Source organism: Sorangium sp. So ce145 (genome assembly GCF_051525985.1).
Lineage (GTDB): Bacteria > Myxococcota_A > Polyangia > Polyangiales > Polyangiaceae > Sorangium > Sorangium cellulosum_B.
Genome location: NZ_CP150315.1, coordinates 4227107 through 4241411, shown reverse-complemented (window position 1 = coordinate 4241411; position 14305 = coordinate 4227107). Strand labels below are relative to the sequence as shown.

Annotated in this window: 12 protein-coding genes; 9 read left to right on the top strand and 3 right to left on the bottom strand. The window is 70.7% G+C overall.

Annotation, left to right across the window (positions count from 1 at the left end; genetic code table 11):
- The first annotated feature begins 113 nt into the window (after nt 1-113).
- The 6 genes from WMF34_RS16045 to WMF34_RS16020 all read left to right on the top strand — a co-directional run bounded on the left by WMF34_RS16045 (nt 114) and on the right by WMF34_RS16020 (nt 4556).
- Nucleotides 114-677 (top strand): DUF99 family protein, encoded by a 564-nt coding sequence (locus tag WMF34_RS16045; protein ID WP_437993807.1) that lies wholly within the window; start codon nt 114-116, stop codon nt 675-677.
- Nucleotides 664-1140, top strand: a complete 477-nt coding sequence (locus WMF34_RS16040; protein WP_437993806.1) for an RNA ligase family protein — start codon at nt 664-666, stop codon at nt 1138-1140. Before WMF34_RS16045 ends, WMF34_RS16040 begins: the two co-directional genes overlap by 14 nt.
- Nucleotides 1137-2279, top strand: coding sequence for a non-canonical purine NTP pyrophosphatase (locus WMF34_RS16035; protein WP_437993805.1), 1143 nt, complete (start codon nt 1137-1139; stop codon nt 2277-2279). The genes WMF34_RS16040 and WMF34_RS16035 overlap by 4 nt, the downstream gene beginning before the upstream one ends.
- Nucleotides 2276-3007, top strand: a complete 732-nt coding sequence (locus WMF34_RS16030) for a nucleotidyl transferase AbiEii/AbiGii toxin family protein (RefSeq protein WP_012235708.1) — start codon at nt 2276-2278, stop codon at nt 3005-3007. The genes WMF34_RS16035 and WMF34_RS16030 overlap by 4 nt, the downstream gene beginning before the upstream one ends.
- 224 nt (nt 3008-3231) lie before the next feature.
- On the top strand, nt 3232-3747 hold the full coding sequence (locus WMF34_RS16025) for a hypothetical protein (RefSeq protein ID WP_012235707.1): 516 nt from the start codon (nt 3232-3234) through the stop codon (nt 3745-3747).
- The gene (locus tag WMF34_RS16020; RefSeq protein WP_437993804.1) at nt 3744-4556 is read left to right on the top strand and encodes a hypothetical protein; all 813 of its coding nucleotides are present in this window, start codon (nt 3744-3746) and stop codon (nt 4554-4556) included. Before WMF34_RS16025 ends, WMF34_RS16020 begins: the two co-directional genes overlap by 4 nt.
- Before the next feature lie 42 nt (nt 4557-4598).
- Here WMF34_RS16020 and WMF34_RS16015 read toward each other — a convergent pair whose 3' ends face one another.
- Together WMF34_RS16015 and WMF34_RS16010 are read right to left on the bottom strand one after the other, a co-directional pair.
- Nucleotides 4599-5087: a hypothetical protein gene (locus WMF34_RS16015; protein WP_437993803.1), complete on the bottom strand. Its 489-nt coding sequence runs from the start codon at nt 5085-5087 to the stop codon at nt 4599-4601.
- Between the two features lie 11 nt (nt 5088-5098).
- Nucleotides 5099-6775: a DUF2330 domain-containing protein gene (locus tag WMF34_RS16010; RefSeq protein ID WP_437994637.1), complete on the bottom strand. Its 1677-nt coding sequence runs from the start codon at nt 6773-6775 to the stop codon at nt 5099-5101.
- A 137-nt stretch (nt 6776-6912) separates the two neighbouring features.
- Here WMF34_RS16010 and WMF34_RS16005 point away from each other — a divergent pair, with 137 nt between their 5' ends.
- Together WMF34_RS16005 and WMF34_RS16000 are read left to right on the top strand one after the other, a co-directional pair.
- Nucleotides 6913-10065 carry a hypothetical protein gene (locus WMF34_RS16005; RefSeq protein ID WP_437993802.1) on the top strand — a complete coding sequence of 1051 codons (3153 nt, stop codon included), beginning with the start codon at nt 6913-6915 and terminating at the stop codon, nt 10063-10065.
- 305 nt (nt 10066-10370) lie between these two features.
- Nucleotides 10371-11600, top strand: a complete 1230-nt coding sequence (locus WMF34_RS16000; protein WP_437993801.1) for a hypothetical protein — start codon at nt 10371-10373, stop codon at nt 11598-11600.
- A gap of 208 nt (nt 11601-11808) precedes the next feature.
- Here WMF34_RS16000 and WMF34_RS15995 read toward each other — a convergent pair whose 3' ends face one another.
- Nucleotides 11809-12258 carry a hypothetical protein gene (locus WMF34_RS15995; RefSeq protein WP_437993800.1) on the bottom strand — a complete coding sequence of 150 codons (450 nt, stop codon included), beginning with the start codon at nt 12256-12258 and terminating at the stop codon, nt 11809-11811.
- A 681-nt stretch (nt 12259-12939) separates the two neighbouring features.
- On the opposite strand from WMF34_RS15995, the gene WMF34_RS15990 reads away from it, so the two are divergent.
- Nucleotides 12940-14304 carry a hypothetical protein gene (locus WMF34_RS15990; RefSeq protein ID WP_437993799.1) on the top strand — a complete coding sequence of 455 codons (1365 nt, stop codon included), beginning with the start codon at nt 12940-12942 and terminating at the stop codon, nt 14302-14304.
- Nucleotide 14305 lies beyond the last annotated feature (1 nt).

Genomic DNA, 14305 nt, shown 5'->3' with positions numbered 1-14305 from the left:
CGCCGCCCAAATGAAAAATTACCAACACACAGGAACGGCTTCGCACAGGCTCTCCTTCGCGGGCTGTTGACCGTGACACCATTTGGTTAAAGTAAGCGCTCCAACGCCGAGTCATGCGCATCCGACGAATTTCAAATGTGATTGGGTTCGACGATGCGCCGTTCGAGCGGGGGATGGGTGGGAAGGTAGCGCTCGTGGGGACGGTTTGTTCGGGGACGCGGCTCGACATCGTGGTGCGCGGGCACGTCGAGCAAGATGGCAGCGACGCCACCGGGGTGATGGCAGAGCTCGTGAAAGAGAACGAGTTGGTCCACGTGCGCGGCGTGCTGATGCAGGGCATCACGGTGGCGGGGTTCAATGTCGTCGACATCAACGCCCTTGCGGAGGAGCTCGGGGTGCCGGTGATGGTCGTGATGCGCAAGCGGCCAAAGATGCAGAAATTCCTCGAAGCGCTCGAACAGGTGAAGAGCGCGCGCGAGAAGCGGAGCGTGATCGAGCGAGCCGGACCGATCGAGCCTTGCGCTGGCCTGTGGGTGCACCGCGCCGGCTTGTCGCTCGAGGAGGGGCGCGAGCTCATCGAACGGACCACGTTGCACGGCGCCATCCCCGAGCCGCTGCGCCTCGCGCACATCATCGCGGGAGGGACGACGCGTGGAGTGAGCCGTGGCCGAGCTTGAACGCCCGCTCCGAGAACCCCGGGCGCCAGATGTTCGCGGCCTGGGTCGAGCAGCGCGCGACCTCGTTTCGCGAGCTGCTCCCCCCGGTGGGTGGCTCGTCGGCGAATGGCTCGCGCTTGCGCATTCGACCCGTTACGAGCTCCGCCACGAGCCATTCGTGGTCTTCGACGCCTTTCATGAGGGCCGACAATGGACGTTCGACGAGCTCGACGCTCGGTTGCGAGGCGCATTTCCTCGTCCGGCGCTCTTGCATCGAGGTGGCGCGCTCGGCATCTCGGCCATGCTCGAACGGCTGGGCAGAGGCGGCCACGGCGCCATCGAGCCGCCGGAAGGCGCTGTTTGGCGGGTCGAGCGCGCCGGGCGCGTCGTCGGCATGGCGAAATACGTGCGCGGTGACAAGATCGACGGTGCGCTCCTCCCCGAGAATTCAGGGCATGAAGCGGTCTGGAACTGGAAGCCATGAAGACGGTCACCTTCGTCACCGGTAACGGCTGGCGGCACGACGAGGCCAAGCGCCTGCTGTCGGGGCTGCACGTCGAACGCGCGCGCATCACGCTCGCCAAAGGCGACTCCGAGAAGCTCGAAGAGATCGCCACGGCGCGCGTGCTCGACGCCTTCAGGCAGCTCGAGACACCTTGCTTCATCGAAAATACGGGCATGTACCTGGAGTCGAGCGAGGCCTTCGCGGGGGCGCAGGTGAAGCAGCTGCTGCAAGAGCTCGGGCCCGCCGCTTTCAGCGCGCGCTTCGGGGGGCTGCGCGGCGTGACCCGCGTGGTGGTGGCGTACACGGCGGACGGCCGCAGCGTGAAGCTCTTCGCAGGTGAAAACTCCGGGAGCGTCGCGAAGGAACCGCGCGGCGAGCAGGGCTACGGCTGGGACCCTGTGTGGATCCCGGACGGCTTCGAGCGCACGTTGGCCGAGCTCCGGAGCTCGAAATATGTCGTCAATATGCGGCTCTTGCCTTTTCTCGAGCTCGCCGCCGAGCTGCGTGGCACGGGCTTCGAAGGCGTGTTCGAGTCTCACGTGACCGTCGCCGCCTGCGACGAAGCCGCGTTCGCCAAGACCTGCGACGCGCTCGGCGTGAGGGCGCTGCTTATCTCGCTGCCGCGCGGCCGGACGCCGCGTCAGCCGATGACGGGAGCACACCACCGCGGCTCGCTGCAGGAGGTCCTGCTGGTCGTACATCAGCTGGCTCGCGATCTCGCGCAAGCTGGCTTCGAGGTCATCCGCACCAAGGTGGAGGCCGTCGGCCCGCATCGCGATCTGCCGCTCACGGACGATGTGGCCGCGCGGGCGCCGCGCACCAACTATTTCGAGCACCACGCCAAGGTCGTGCTGCCTTCGCCTGACAGCGAGGCCGAGGTGTCGCGCGCGTTTGCCGAGCTGGGGGCCTACCTGTCGCGCGGCGCGCCGCGCGCGGACGGCGTCGAGCTCCGCTTCGTCACGCTGCGCTCGTGGGGCCTGGGGCAGGCTTCGGCCGACGCGCGCTTCGATCAGGTGCTGGCGCTCGCGGCGCGGCTCGGTCTACCTCTGCGCAATCGTGCGCGTGAGTACACCGTCTATGATTCGGCGCTCGATGTGGACACGGGGTGGATGGCATGAGCCTGATCCGTTCGTGGCTCGAGCTCATGCCACACACCGAATTCGGCGCCGACGCCGTGCTGCGAGGCAGCCAGCTCACGGCGAGCTGGGTCCCCGGGCGCGTCGCGGCGGATCTCGACTTCGTCCTCATGGGCGACTGGAGCCTCGATCGCGCCACGCGCGTCGTGAATCAGCTCCTGGGTTCGAGCGAGCTGCCGGCGGAAGGCGTCGTCGCTGACCTCTGCGTCAAAGCGTGGGGCATCTGGCTCGAGACGCCCTGTCCTGGCCTGCGGCTCGAGCTTTCACGCGGTGAACGAAAGCTACAGGTCGACTTCGGTTGGGGCGAGGTGCTCGGCGTCGCTCCGCGCCCTTTCGAGCTAGAAGGTCTCACGCTGCCGGCCGTCGCACCCGAGGTGATGTTCGCCTGGAAGGTTCACTCGCTGGTGGAGCTCGGTCCGCGTGGTCGCTGGCACCCGAAGACGCTCATCGATCTGGTGCTCTTGGCTCGGCACTGCACGCTCGATCCCGTGGCCACCAAGCGTTGCATCGAGAGCGCCTTCGCCAGCCGCGAGATGAGCCTCAGCGCGCTCGACGCCTTCTTCACGGCCGAGGATTGGGGGTCTGGCCGCAGCAGCCGTCACAAGTGGAAGAAGTACGTGGCAACGGCGCCGTGGGTCACCTTCTCGCGCACCGACGCCATCAGCGAAGCGCGCGAGGTCGTGCGGTCGTTCCTGCACCCCGTCAGCTGACGAAGCCGCGCCGAACACCGAGCGCCGGCTCGAGGTCCAGTCGGGCGAGCTCCCTGCGTGTCAGGGAAGGTGTCGCCGAAGGGCCACGCGCAGCGACATCTCGCGAGCTCCCCGGCGCGCATCCAGCAGGTGGAGATCGCTTTCCCTTGCGTCCCTTGCGCTCTTGCGGTGTCCTCTCCATGGATCACGTCGTTGGTGGCGGGAGATCGCGTCGGAGGACGAGCATGGAGAGCTTCTCGCGCTGGTCGATGGGGGTGTCAGGGCTCGGGCTGGTCGTGGCCCTGACGGGAGCCGCCGGCTGTTTCGGCACGGCCGAGGGGGACGACGCAGTGCTGGCCGAGCCGATCGCGTCGGAGGCGCAAGCGCTGACCGGGTGGCAGTGCGCGGCGTGCGCCAGCGGTGAAACCACGCACTCCGTGTCGCTGAGCCAGGGCAGCGCGCTCGGCTGCGCGAACGGCGAAGCCTACCGCTGCGAGCTCATCCCCTGGGCCACGCGGGCGTCCTTCGCGCATTGCGGCGCCTCCGTCGCCTGTCCGCCCGGCTGGTACGTGAGCGGCTCTCAGAGCGGGCCGAGCTACTGCGCCGGGATCTACGACCGGATCTCGTGCGGCGCGGTGCCGTACCCGAGCGGGACCTACGCGACGTGCGACCCGATCTGCTACCCCGGCTTCACCGAGACGGTGGTGAATGCCGGTGTGCCGAGCTGTGATTACCAGGACAAGCGCACCTGCGTGAAATGAGCGGCGGCTTTCTTCTCTCCGACACCTACGTGCAGCTCCTCGACGGCGGCGCCGCGGTGAGCAACCGCTTCGACATGTTCACGCGCGCAGAGCGCCCGGATCTCGGCGCCCTGATGGATGTCGTCGTCGCGCAGGCATGGGCCGCGACGCCGTTCATCTACTCCAACGACGTCGAGGACGCCTATCTGGAGATCATCCGGGAGACCCCCGCGTTCACGTTCGGCCTCGTCGAGAGGGCGACGGGGCGCCTGGCCGCGGTCGGCAACGCCGCGCCGATCGCCGTGTCGAGCGACGATCTGGCGGCGCTGCCCGACAGCGGCTGGAAGTGGCAGGTCCTCCGCGCGAAGGCGGTCCGCGACGGCGACCCGCCAACGCACCTGGGCGCCTTCACCGCCTCGGTGTCGCCGCTGTTCCGCGGCCAGGGCGTGAGCGCGCTCGTGCTCGCCGGCTTCAAGGCGCTGGCGAGGCGATCGGGCCTCTCCGGCGTGCTCGCCCCGGTGCGCCCCCCGTCCAAGGCATCCTGCCCAGGCATCGACATCGAGGAGTTCCTCGATCGCGCCCGCGAGGACGGCTTGCCCGCCGACCCGTGGGTCCGAACGCATGTCCGCATTGGGGGCCGGATCGCCGGGACTCCCCGTTGCGCCCTCGTGGTCGACCTGGAGCTCGATTTCTGGGAGGTCTGGCTCGGCAGGCCTATCCTGCCTTCCGAGCGGTCTTTCGAGATCCCCGGCGGCCTTGCCCCCGTGTACGTCCAGGGTCGGCGCGGACGTTATGAAGAGCCAGCCGTCTGGATCGTTCACTCGCTCTGACATCGAGCTGCTGGACCCGACTGGCGATGTGGATTTCGGTCCCTATGGCCGCCCAGCACAGGCCTCGTCGCTGTCCCATCGGGGGCGCACCAGCCGCTCGGCGGTCGCAACCGTGCCTCGCGCGTCGGTCACCACCCCCCTGATCCGGAGCGTTTGACCGATGGCACAAGCTGGCTCGCGGAGCACGGCCGGCCATCCGATGAACTCGCACCGGCCATCCTCGAGCTCCTCGAGCGCGATCCTCCCCCGGCTGGTCGTCGCCGAGGACGGATCGCCGATCACGGTCGTCGTGACCTCGAGCTCTACGCCCTCGGGCTCCAGGCCGAGCGTCCTGACGCTTGTCCATACGTGCCAGCCGCCCTGAGCGCCGTGGGCGAGCTCGACCTCCTGGCCGTCGGCCAGCGGCTCGAACTGCCACTCGCCGGTGCCGAGCTCGGCGATGCCCTGCGCCGGCGGCTCGTCCCCGCCGGCGCAGCCAGGAGCGAACGCGAGGAGCACGGCGAAACCGGCGGCGGAGGTCGAGCTGGCCACGGCGTGGACTCCTACGAGCGCCGGCGGCGGCGCGCGGCCACCAGCAGCCCGAGCAGCACGCCGCTGAGACCGACGGCGCTGCCAGCGTGGCCGCCGGCGTTGCAGCCTCCAGAGGCGGCCGCGACGGCGGGCGGCGGCACGTCGACCGGTCGGCCGCCCGGCAGCGAATCGGGCAGCTGCGGGACGCGCCTGTCGTAGAAGGACGCGGGGACGGGCTCGTCGGGAAGCACGCAGGTCGTCGTGCGGCTGCCGTCGGCGGCCATCGTGCCTACCGCCACATAACCGGTCGAACAGCGGCAGGTCGGCGTCATGTTCATGGGCACGCACTCGCCGTTCGCGCCGCAATCGAACGTCGCGCAAGGATCCGCGAGCGGCGGCGCGTCAGGGAGCGCCCGGTCACCCGGGTTGAGGAACGACATGCGGAGGTCCTGGCAGGTCACCGTCGGCCGACCCGACGGATCGAGCGTGGTGCGCGCGGTCGTCCCGGGCACGCACGCGCAGGCGGCGACGGGCTGGGCGCCGTCCGCGCCCTCGACGACGCGGCACAGGCCGCCTGCGCCGCACGCCGCGAAGTCGCACGGCGACGCGGCGCCGGCGGCCTCGGCGCCCGGCGCGCCCACACACAGGTCGCGGTCCTCGACGTAGCGCTGGAGCAGGCGGGTGTTCGACACCACGGGACCGTCGGTGCGCCGGAAGATCGGATCGACGGTCATCTCCTCGGGCGACAGGCGCGTATAGAGCCGTGTGATGGTCGCGTTGCCCTCCAGCAGCGGCAGCAGCGCGTCGCGCGCGGCCAGCTGATCCTCGTCCGAGGTCATCGTGTTGCGGACCTGCTCGGCGATGCTCGTCGTGGGTCCGCTCATCTCCGTGACGAAGCCTCGACCGCCGGCCTCGTCGACGCCGCGCGCGACGAGCGCCGTCCAGTTCGTCTGCAGCGGCCACTGGTTCGCGCTCCAGACGATCTGGTTGTCGTCGATCTCGACGTCCGGCCAGTTGGCCGGCCCATAACGCCGGTCGCCGAGGATCATCACGGTGATGCCCATCTCCGGCTCGGCCGCGATCGCCGTCAGCCGGATCGGGATCGACGGCGACCCCGACGGAAGCGTGAAGCGGAACGGCTGGATGTCGGTGACCGCAGCGTCCGGCTGGAGCCGCAGCGCGAGGAACTTCATCCCCTCGCTCGTATAGATGCGAATGTACGGCACCATCGCGTCGTTGACGCGGAAGTTGTTGTCGCGAAGCCAGCCGACGAGCGCCGTGGGATCGGTCGACTCGACAACGGCCACGTCGTACGGCCCGACCTCTTCCCGGATGTGCACCGTGACGTCGCCGTCGTCGGTGCCGCCCGCGGTGGGCCCGCTCCCCCCGAATTGGGGGAAGGAGGAGTAGCAGTTCGGGTCGTTGGGCCACTGGAACTGCGGGCCCGTCGCTGTATCGAGGGCGGTGAGCGCGAGCTGCGGGAATACAGCGAGGCTCTCCACCGCCGGCACCTCGGCCAGCGGAACCACCCACGCGAAGTCCGGCGCCGCGCCCGCATACTGGATCTGCGTCACCATCGTGACCGAGCCATCCTGGTTCGTCGCGAACAGGATCCGCTCCGCGGTCTGGTCCACCGGCTGTCGTCCGCAAAAGAATCCGCCGCACGCCTCAGCGGGTCGTGGCGCTGAAGTCAGCGCCGCCGCCGCCATCACCGTAGCCGCCCATAGCTTGCGCATGGTCTACACCCTCCTCGCCCGACCGATCGGGCGAACGCCCCCAGGCAAACACAGTGCCATGCACAAGAAAAGGCGATTCCTGGGTACGACGCCCGAGATAGCATCGATTCATGACAAGCGTACTCGCGATCATCAGCGCCGCCGCGCTCGCCGGCCTCGAGAAGCAACACGGGGCGTGCGAGCCAGGGAGCGTCCTGCCCCTCGATCGCTACCTGAGCCGACACCGCGCCCTCGAGCCCCTCGCCGAGGGAGGCACGCTCTACCTGGCCACGGTGCGCCAGCCCGGAGAGCGCCTCTGGCTCGTGGCCGCGCTCCGCTTCCCCCAGGCAGAGGCGGCGATGTGGACGGCGGAGGCGAACGTCGCTCCCATCACCGACATCACCGATCTGGTCGGCAGCCTGCGCTTCTCGAGCGGCAAGGGCCTGACGGCGGCGCCCGGGAAGCTCGCGATGTCGCTCCAGACGCCCCGCGCCCTGACCGACGACGACCAGGTCCTGCTCGAAGCGCGCGTCAGCCCGAGCGCGCGCGCCGCGTACGAGGCCGCCAGGCGAGACGCGCTGCCGCCCAGGAAGGCCGCGAAGTCCGCGATGAAGCCCACCAAGAACGGCAAACCAGACGCCATCGCCGCGCCGGCCGCCGTGGACGACCTCGATCTCGTCGCCGCGCTCGCGAACATCGACGACTGGCGGCGCCTGTCGAAGGGCGGCAAGGAACGCGTGCTCGCCGAGCTCGTGGAGCGCCTCGCCGCGGAGGCTTCCGGACCGCGCTTCGAGCTCGCCGCGCCCCACGTGGGCAGCGACGGCCTCGGCGTCCTGCGCGACACCGAGACGGGGCACGAGCTCGTGGTCGTGCCCGGCGGCGTCGCGCGCGTGGGCTTCGCGCCCGACGACATGCTCACCTGCTGGGCCGCGGCCGACCTCGGCGACGTCGACGAAGCGGCGTTCCAGGACGGCTTCCGCTCGGCCCGGCCCCCGCGCTGGTTCCGCCTTGCGCCATTCCTGGTCGCGCGCCGCGGCGCCCCGTGCGCGGAGGCCGAGCGCGACGGCTACCTCGCCGAGGCCGCCCGGCGTGGCTACCGCGAGATCCGTGAGGTCGAGTGGGAATGGTGCGCCCAGGAGGGCGGCGCCGTCTCGTTCGTGGGGATGGCGCGGGGCGCGCCCGACTTCTCGCCGAACCAGGAGCCCGCGCCCCTCGATCCCACCGGCTTCGGGCTCCACGAGCTCATCGACGAGCCCTGCCGCATGGCCGACGCCTTTCACCCCACCTGGGACGCCGCGCTCGAGACGGGCGACTTCCCGCCGGGCCCAGGCGACGCCCCGCGCGCCCTCCGGCTCGCGCACACCCAGTGGCAGTCCCGCGAGGAGCTGATCGCCTGGCACCGCGCGGCGCGGGCCTGCGAGTCGGAGCACACGCGGGGCACCCTCCGCCTCGTGCGCGACTTGCCCTGCAAGGACGCGGCGCTCGACCTGCTCGCCCGGGTCGCTCTGCCCGCCGAGGCGCCCATCGCTCGCCTGATCGAGGCGCTCGGCGGCAAGACGCCCGACAGGAAGCGCGCGCTCCGCGTCCTCGACGATCTCGCCACCGACCCCGCCGGTGCGCCCGAAGCTCCCGCGCTCCTCGCCCACCTCGTGAAGGGCGATCCAGCGTGGGATCCGAAGGTGCACCTGCACGCCCTCCGGCTCGGCGTCCGCCTGGCCGAGGACCGGGGAGCGCGCGAGGAGCGCCCCGCAGCGCGCGCCGCCGCGCGCGCGGCCCTCGCCAGCCACGAGCCCACGTTCGCAGCGTGGCTCGGGGACGCGGCGCCGAACGTCCGCGCCCACGCCCTCTACGCCCTCTCCCACGTCGCGCCGTCGAGCGCGACGCGGGCGGCCGTGCTCGAGCTCGCACAGCGCGAGAAGCAGGAGCCGACGCGCATGGCCGCCTTCCTCTGCCTCGGCGCGTGGCTCGCGCGCGAGCAGGACACCGAAGCGCACGCGCTGCTCGCGGGCATCGTGAAGGGACGCTCGGCTCCCCTCGCCTCGGTCGCCGCGCTCGCGCTCGCGCTCGGCACCCCGCTCGAGCGACTGCCCGAAGGAGGGCTCCTGCGCCTCTGCCAGGCGCTCGGACTGAAGTCCAAGGCGGCCGACGCCCTGCCCTTCTGGGATGGAAACCTCCGTGAGCGCGCCTTCGCGATCCTCCGGAACGCGAGCGAGGCCACGCGCGAGGAGGCCGCGCGCTCCCTGCTCGCGCCGCTCGAGGGCCCGGACGCCCCCTCCGCGAGGATCGTGGCGCTCGGGCTGGCGCTCCTGTTCCCGCCTCGGCCGAACGAGCGCGAGACGGTCCGCCCCGAGGCGCTCTCCCCGATGGCGCGGCGCCTGCTCGAGCTCACCGCCGAGCGCGAGGTCGACGCCCCCGTCGACTTCGCGTCCTACGCGGTGCCCCGTTTCCTCGGCCTGCGCCGCGCGCTGATCGGCCTCGGCCCCCGGCTCCCGAGCGATCGGCTGGTGCGCCTCCGCTTCGGCGAGGAGGACGTGGAGCTGCCGCTCTGGCGGGCCAGCGAGCGCATCGACGCCGAGGACGACGACCAGGCCAGGGAAGCCCTGAAGAAGCTCGTCGCCGGCCTCTCGCCGCTCGAACGGCTCGCGCTCTGGCTCGACCCCCGCCGGCTCGACAACCTCGACCTCCCCGACTCGCCCAGAGGCCAGCGGAAGCTCATCGCCGGCGCGGTGGCCCAGGACAGGCATGGGACCGTGGCGCTCGCCCAGGCCGAGCTCGCGCGCCTCGACGACCTGCGCGCGCGCGGCGCAAAGGTCACGTACTCGACCGTGCTCCGGCTCTTCGCCTGCCTCGTCGAGCCTGGAAAAGAGCTTGATCCGAGCCTCCTTGGGCACCTCGATCTCACGCTGAAGGAGTCCGAGTCGCTGCCCGAGGAGGTGTGGCGCGCGCTGCCGCGGGCCGCGGCGCACGAGCTGCTCGAGCGCACCGCCACGGCCTTCCTCGACGAGGAGCTCGCCGATTTGCACACGCTGCGCACCAGGTCGCGCGGCGAGAAGGTCGTCGATGCGGCGCTCCTGCTCAAGAGCTTGCGCGGGCTCAAGCTCGGCCTCCTGCTCATGGCCCCCTTCGGCGCCAGCTGGAAGGCCGAGGCGATCGAGCCCACGCTCGACGCCTGGCCGGAGGCGAAATCGTTCGTGGCCACCTTCCGCGCCGATTACGCAAAGGTGAACAGCGTGCGCGCCGCCGTCGACTTCATCATCGCCCAGCGCCCGAAGCTGGGAGTTTGAGCGACGGCCGCGCTCCGCCCCCGCCGGCGATGTCGTGCAATCCGCTGGGAAACGGGCGCGCGGCGTCGCCCAGCGTGTCGTGGACGGGCTCCTTCGATGCGCGGACAAGTTGCGGATCCAGCGTCACCATTCCGGGAGGGAGCGGTTCGCTCGGGTTGAGCAACTGGGTTGGCGCCGCGCGCCGCCGCGTTGGCATGGAGCGCGCTTGGCCTCCTTCGGATACCGCGGGAATAGCGCTCTTCTCCGCCTGGAGAGCAGTCCCCTCACGGGTACGCGTGTTGCCAATACCACCCATGATGTGGCAAATGAGGTCTCTCCATCTCGCATGGTTGACGCTCGCCGCCGCGGCGTGCGGCACGGATCCGGTGGCGGTGGACCCCCGGACAACCTCGCAGCTGGTCCTCGACGGAGGGCTCATCAACGAGAGCCCGCAGGTCATCGTGCTGGTCGTCGATGACGCGGACACGGCCGAAGCCGCGCAGCTCCGCGAGCGCGTCGCCCAGAGCGTGCGCGCGGGCCTCCTTGCCGTGATCGAATCGCGGTGGGGAACATGCGGCAGCCCGGATCCGGCCCAGTGGCACTCCGGCGAGCTCCGGGTGGTCGTCGCGCGGCCGAGCGCGCCCGACGCTGCGGCGCTCGTCACATCGAGGGAAATCCCCTCGCTCGCGTGGACCACGCAGACCTCGCGCGAGGAGGAGGTCGAGGCGGTGATGGCAGGCGTGACGGAGGCGCTGGGTCAGCGGCTCGCCGAGCCCGGGGAGGAGTACCTCCCGCTACGGACGGCCAGGCGTGCGCTGGAGCTCGTCACGGGCGCGCGCGCCCCCGTGGGGGAGGCGGAGGTAGCCCTCGTCAGGTCGCTGCCCCAGGACAGGATCGCGAGGCTGCTCGTCGCGAGCACGCGCGACGACGAGGGGCCCGGGCCCGTCGCCGACGAGGTACCCAGCCAGACAGCGCTGTCGATGACCCTGGACACGGAGGTGGCCGGGCCTTTCACCACGCGCGATTCGACCTGTAGCGCCATCGACGAAGGCAGCGGGCGACTCGCGGCGTGGAGCGAGCTCGTGCGCGCGGAGCCGATCGCCTCGCGCTGCGACGATCAGCAGACGTGGGACATGCTGCTTCACCCGGGTTTTGCCGATTGCGGCTTCATCTGCCAGGCCCACCCGCTCGCCGTGGACGCCGGAGGCGTGGTCGCTTGCAAGGTCATGATCGATCAGGCCGATCTCGAGCGCTGCGATGCCGCGCGCGGTCGGCACGATCCGGACGGGCAGCCGACGTTCGTCGAGCGCGGCGGCAAGGAGCTGCGCCGCTGCGAGGTCGTGCAGCTCGCCGGCGCCGACCTGGAGCGCTGCCGGCATTCGCTCGACTGTCCTGGATGCCCGAGCGGCTTCTGCGCGACCGAGGTGCCGGAGCTCGTGTCGCAGTGGCGCTGCATGCCCTCGGAGCACCCATGGCCGCTCCGGTTCATCGGCGGCGCGATCGAAGGCCGTCGAGGGTGGATCAACATCACCTGCAGCACCGAAGCAGAGAAATGAGAGGCGACATCGCGCGGTGCGCCGTGCCCGGTCGTCGATACCTCGTTCCGAACCTGACAATTCCTCTCATTTGTTGGCATCATAAAAAAAAAAAAAAAGAAAAGCAATTGAACAGGGAGGCGGGGAGGCGGGGAGACTGATGGGATTCTACTCCCCGTCTCCCCGCCTCCCTGTGAATTTTCCCGAAAAGGAACCAGCAGGGTCGGGTTCAGTCGATGATGGACCAGGTGGCCTTGGCGGTGCAGCCGTAGGCGTCGAGCGCGCCGGGGTGCGAGAGGGGGACGAGCTTGGTCTGCCCCTTGGCGAGCGGCCCAGTGACCGAGCGGGTGTAGGGCCCAGGATCGCCGTAGTAGTGCGTGACCGTGAAGGTGATCTTCGCATCCTCCGGAACGCCAAAGAGCGAGGTGTTCTTGATCGCCGCGTTCGGGTTGAAGATGCTGGGATAGGTGATCGAGCACGAGAGGTTCACGGTCTTCGTGACCGGGCCGCCGCCGTCCTCGCCGCCAGGACCGATGATCGCCTCTGCGCCCTCACCCACGACCTCGGCTGCGTCGCTCGCGCCCTCATCGGCGCTGTCGCCGTCGAGCGGCTCGGCGATGCAGCCGACGAGCGAGAAGGACGAGATGAGCGAGCAGAGGAGCAGGTTCTTGAGCTTCATGGTGGTGTATCCTTGTGTCAGGGTTCACGCTCACGAGATCGCGTCTCGGCGGCCTCTGGTGATACCGAGTCGTCCAGGTGGCCCTCGTCGCTGTCTCGCGGCGTCGCATCCCGATAGAGCAACCGGCAGGCCAGGTTGTCGGGGCGCTTCGGGCCGCCCCCAGCACGCCCGGGATCCGCTGGAAAGACGGCCTCTTTCGGGGTGTTCGCGCGCCACCGCGCGGCGCCGGGGGGGCGCCCGCGCGGCGCGGTGGAGGTCAGAGCCCCCACGCCGGCGGCGCGAGCCTCCACCACGTGTCTTCTCAGGTGCTCTCTGGCCCGGGAGGCCACGGCCGGCTCAAGCTCTGTGCTCGTTCGACGGGTCGGCGCCGCCCGCGCCGCCCACGTCCCGCACCCCGTGAAGGGAGCGCGGCGCCTTCGATGCACGAGCCCGAGGAGTCGAGCGCCCGTCCGTCGCGATCCGGCGGCCTCCTTGACGGCGATCGGCGCCCCATGGGATCGTCGGACATGCAGGCCGAGGCGCGTTTCTCCGAGGCGCGCGGCGTGCGGCGCGCTCCTCGGCGCCCGGGTGGTCCTGCCGTGGGCAGGGCGCCTCGGTGAAGCTCGAGGAGCGTTGATGCTGGCACCGGGCGATCATCCCCCCTCTTTCTCGTCGGCCCCTCCGAGGGTCCACGCCGCGTGCGTGGGTGTCCTGGTCGGCCCCTGCGTCGTGCTCGCCGTCCTCGCGGGCAAGGAAGTGGCCGTCCCGTGGTTCGTGATGGAGGCGGGCTTGCTCGCCGCGCTCCTCTGCGTCGCCGCCGCGGCCCGCAGCCCTGCGCTGCGCGTCTCTCTTCCCCTCTTCGTTTTTCCGCTCGCGTACCTTGTCTACCGCATGACCCGGGATGGGATGACGTGCCCCGACATCCCCCCTTCCTGGTACGCATGGCGAGCGTGGTTGCCGATGATCGGGCGCCCGTTCGGGCTCCTGTCCGCCCTCGCCGGCGCCCTCGGGGCGGTGTTCTTCGCTGCCATGACGACCACCATGGTCCGCGTGCCGCCGCGCGCTCTCCACGCGGCGAGCGTCGCCGTCCTCGCGCTGGCCACGGGCCTCATTGCCGTATCGACCGCTCACGCCGTGCGAGAGCCCGATCCGGAGGATCACATCGCGTCCCTTCCGACCATCGGAGTCGTCCCGCCCGTCGAGGGGGGGCCCTCGATGATCGACGAGGGCTTGTCGGACCCGTCCGGACCGCCGCTCGTGACGCGCATCCACGACGTGACCATCGGCCGGCTGGGCGTGCGCCGGTTGTGCCCGAGCCTGTCCGAGAGGTGTTTTCTCGATGTGGAGGAGGCCGGGAGGCCTTTCGACGCTCTCCTCGTGACGTGGCTATCTCAGCGCGGCACGTACACGATGGTCGACCCCGAGGCGTGCCGGCAGCAGCCGGGCTGGGTCAATCCCCGCGATTCTCTCGTCATCCGCCAGGCGTCGCCGCTCGTTCGCGAAGCGTCTCTGTTCGCCAAGGGCCGCGAGCTGAGCCAGCTGCTCGTGCTCGACGGAGCGATCTACGATGCCCATCGCGGCGGCGAAGCAGGTCCGGTCGTCCTCGCGGCGCCGCGGTTCGTCGCGATGCCCGCGTCCATGCGCCTCGTCGCAGACATGCTCGGCGCCCACCGGCGCGCGATCGCCGTCGCCGCCTGCGGAGCGCTGCTCTCCGCGGCGCTGCTCCGTTATCGCTGGCGCGCCCGCCGCGCCCTCGCGCGGATCGCGGGCGCAAGGGCCGCGGTGCTCGCGGAAAACGGCTGGCTCGACTTCGCGGACGGCTCGCCTCCCGTGCGCGCCGCAGACCGCGGCTTGCCGCCCGGACCGGTGGTGGTCCTCGGACCGACGTCCGCGGGCACGTACCGCGGAGGGGCTCTCTCCGGCGCCGAGCTCATCGCAGGAGAGCAGGCCGGGCTGCTCGAGCGAGGGAGCGCCCGGATTGCGCAGATCGACGTCCTCGTCTTCTTCGTCGCGGTGCTCGCGCCGCTGCCGCTGCTGACCGTCGCGGTCACGCTGAGCCTCTGGTAGC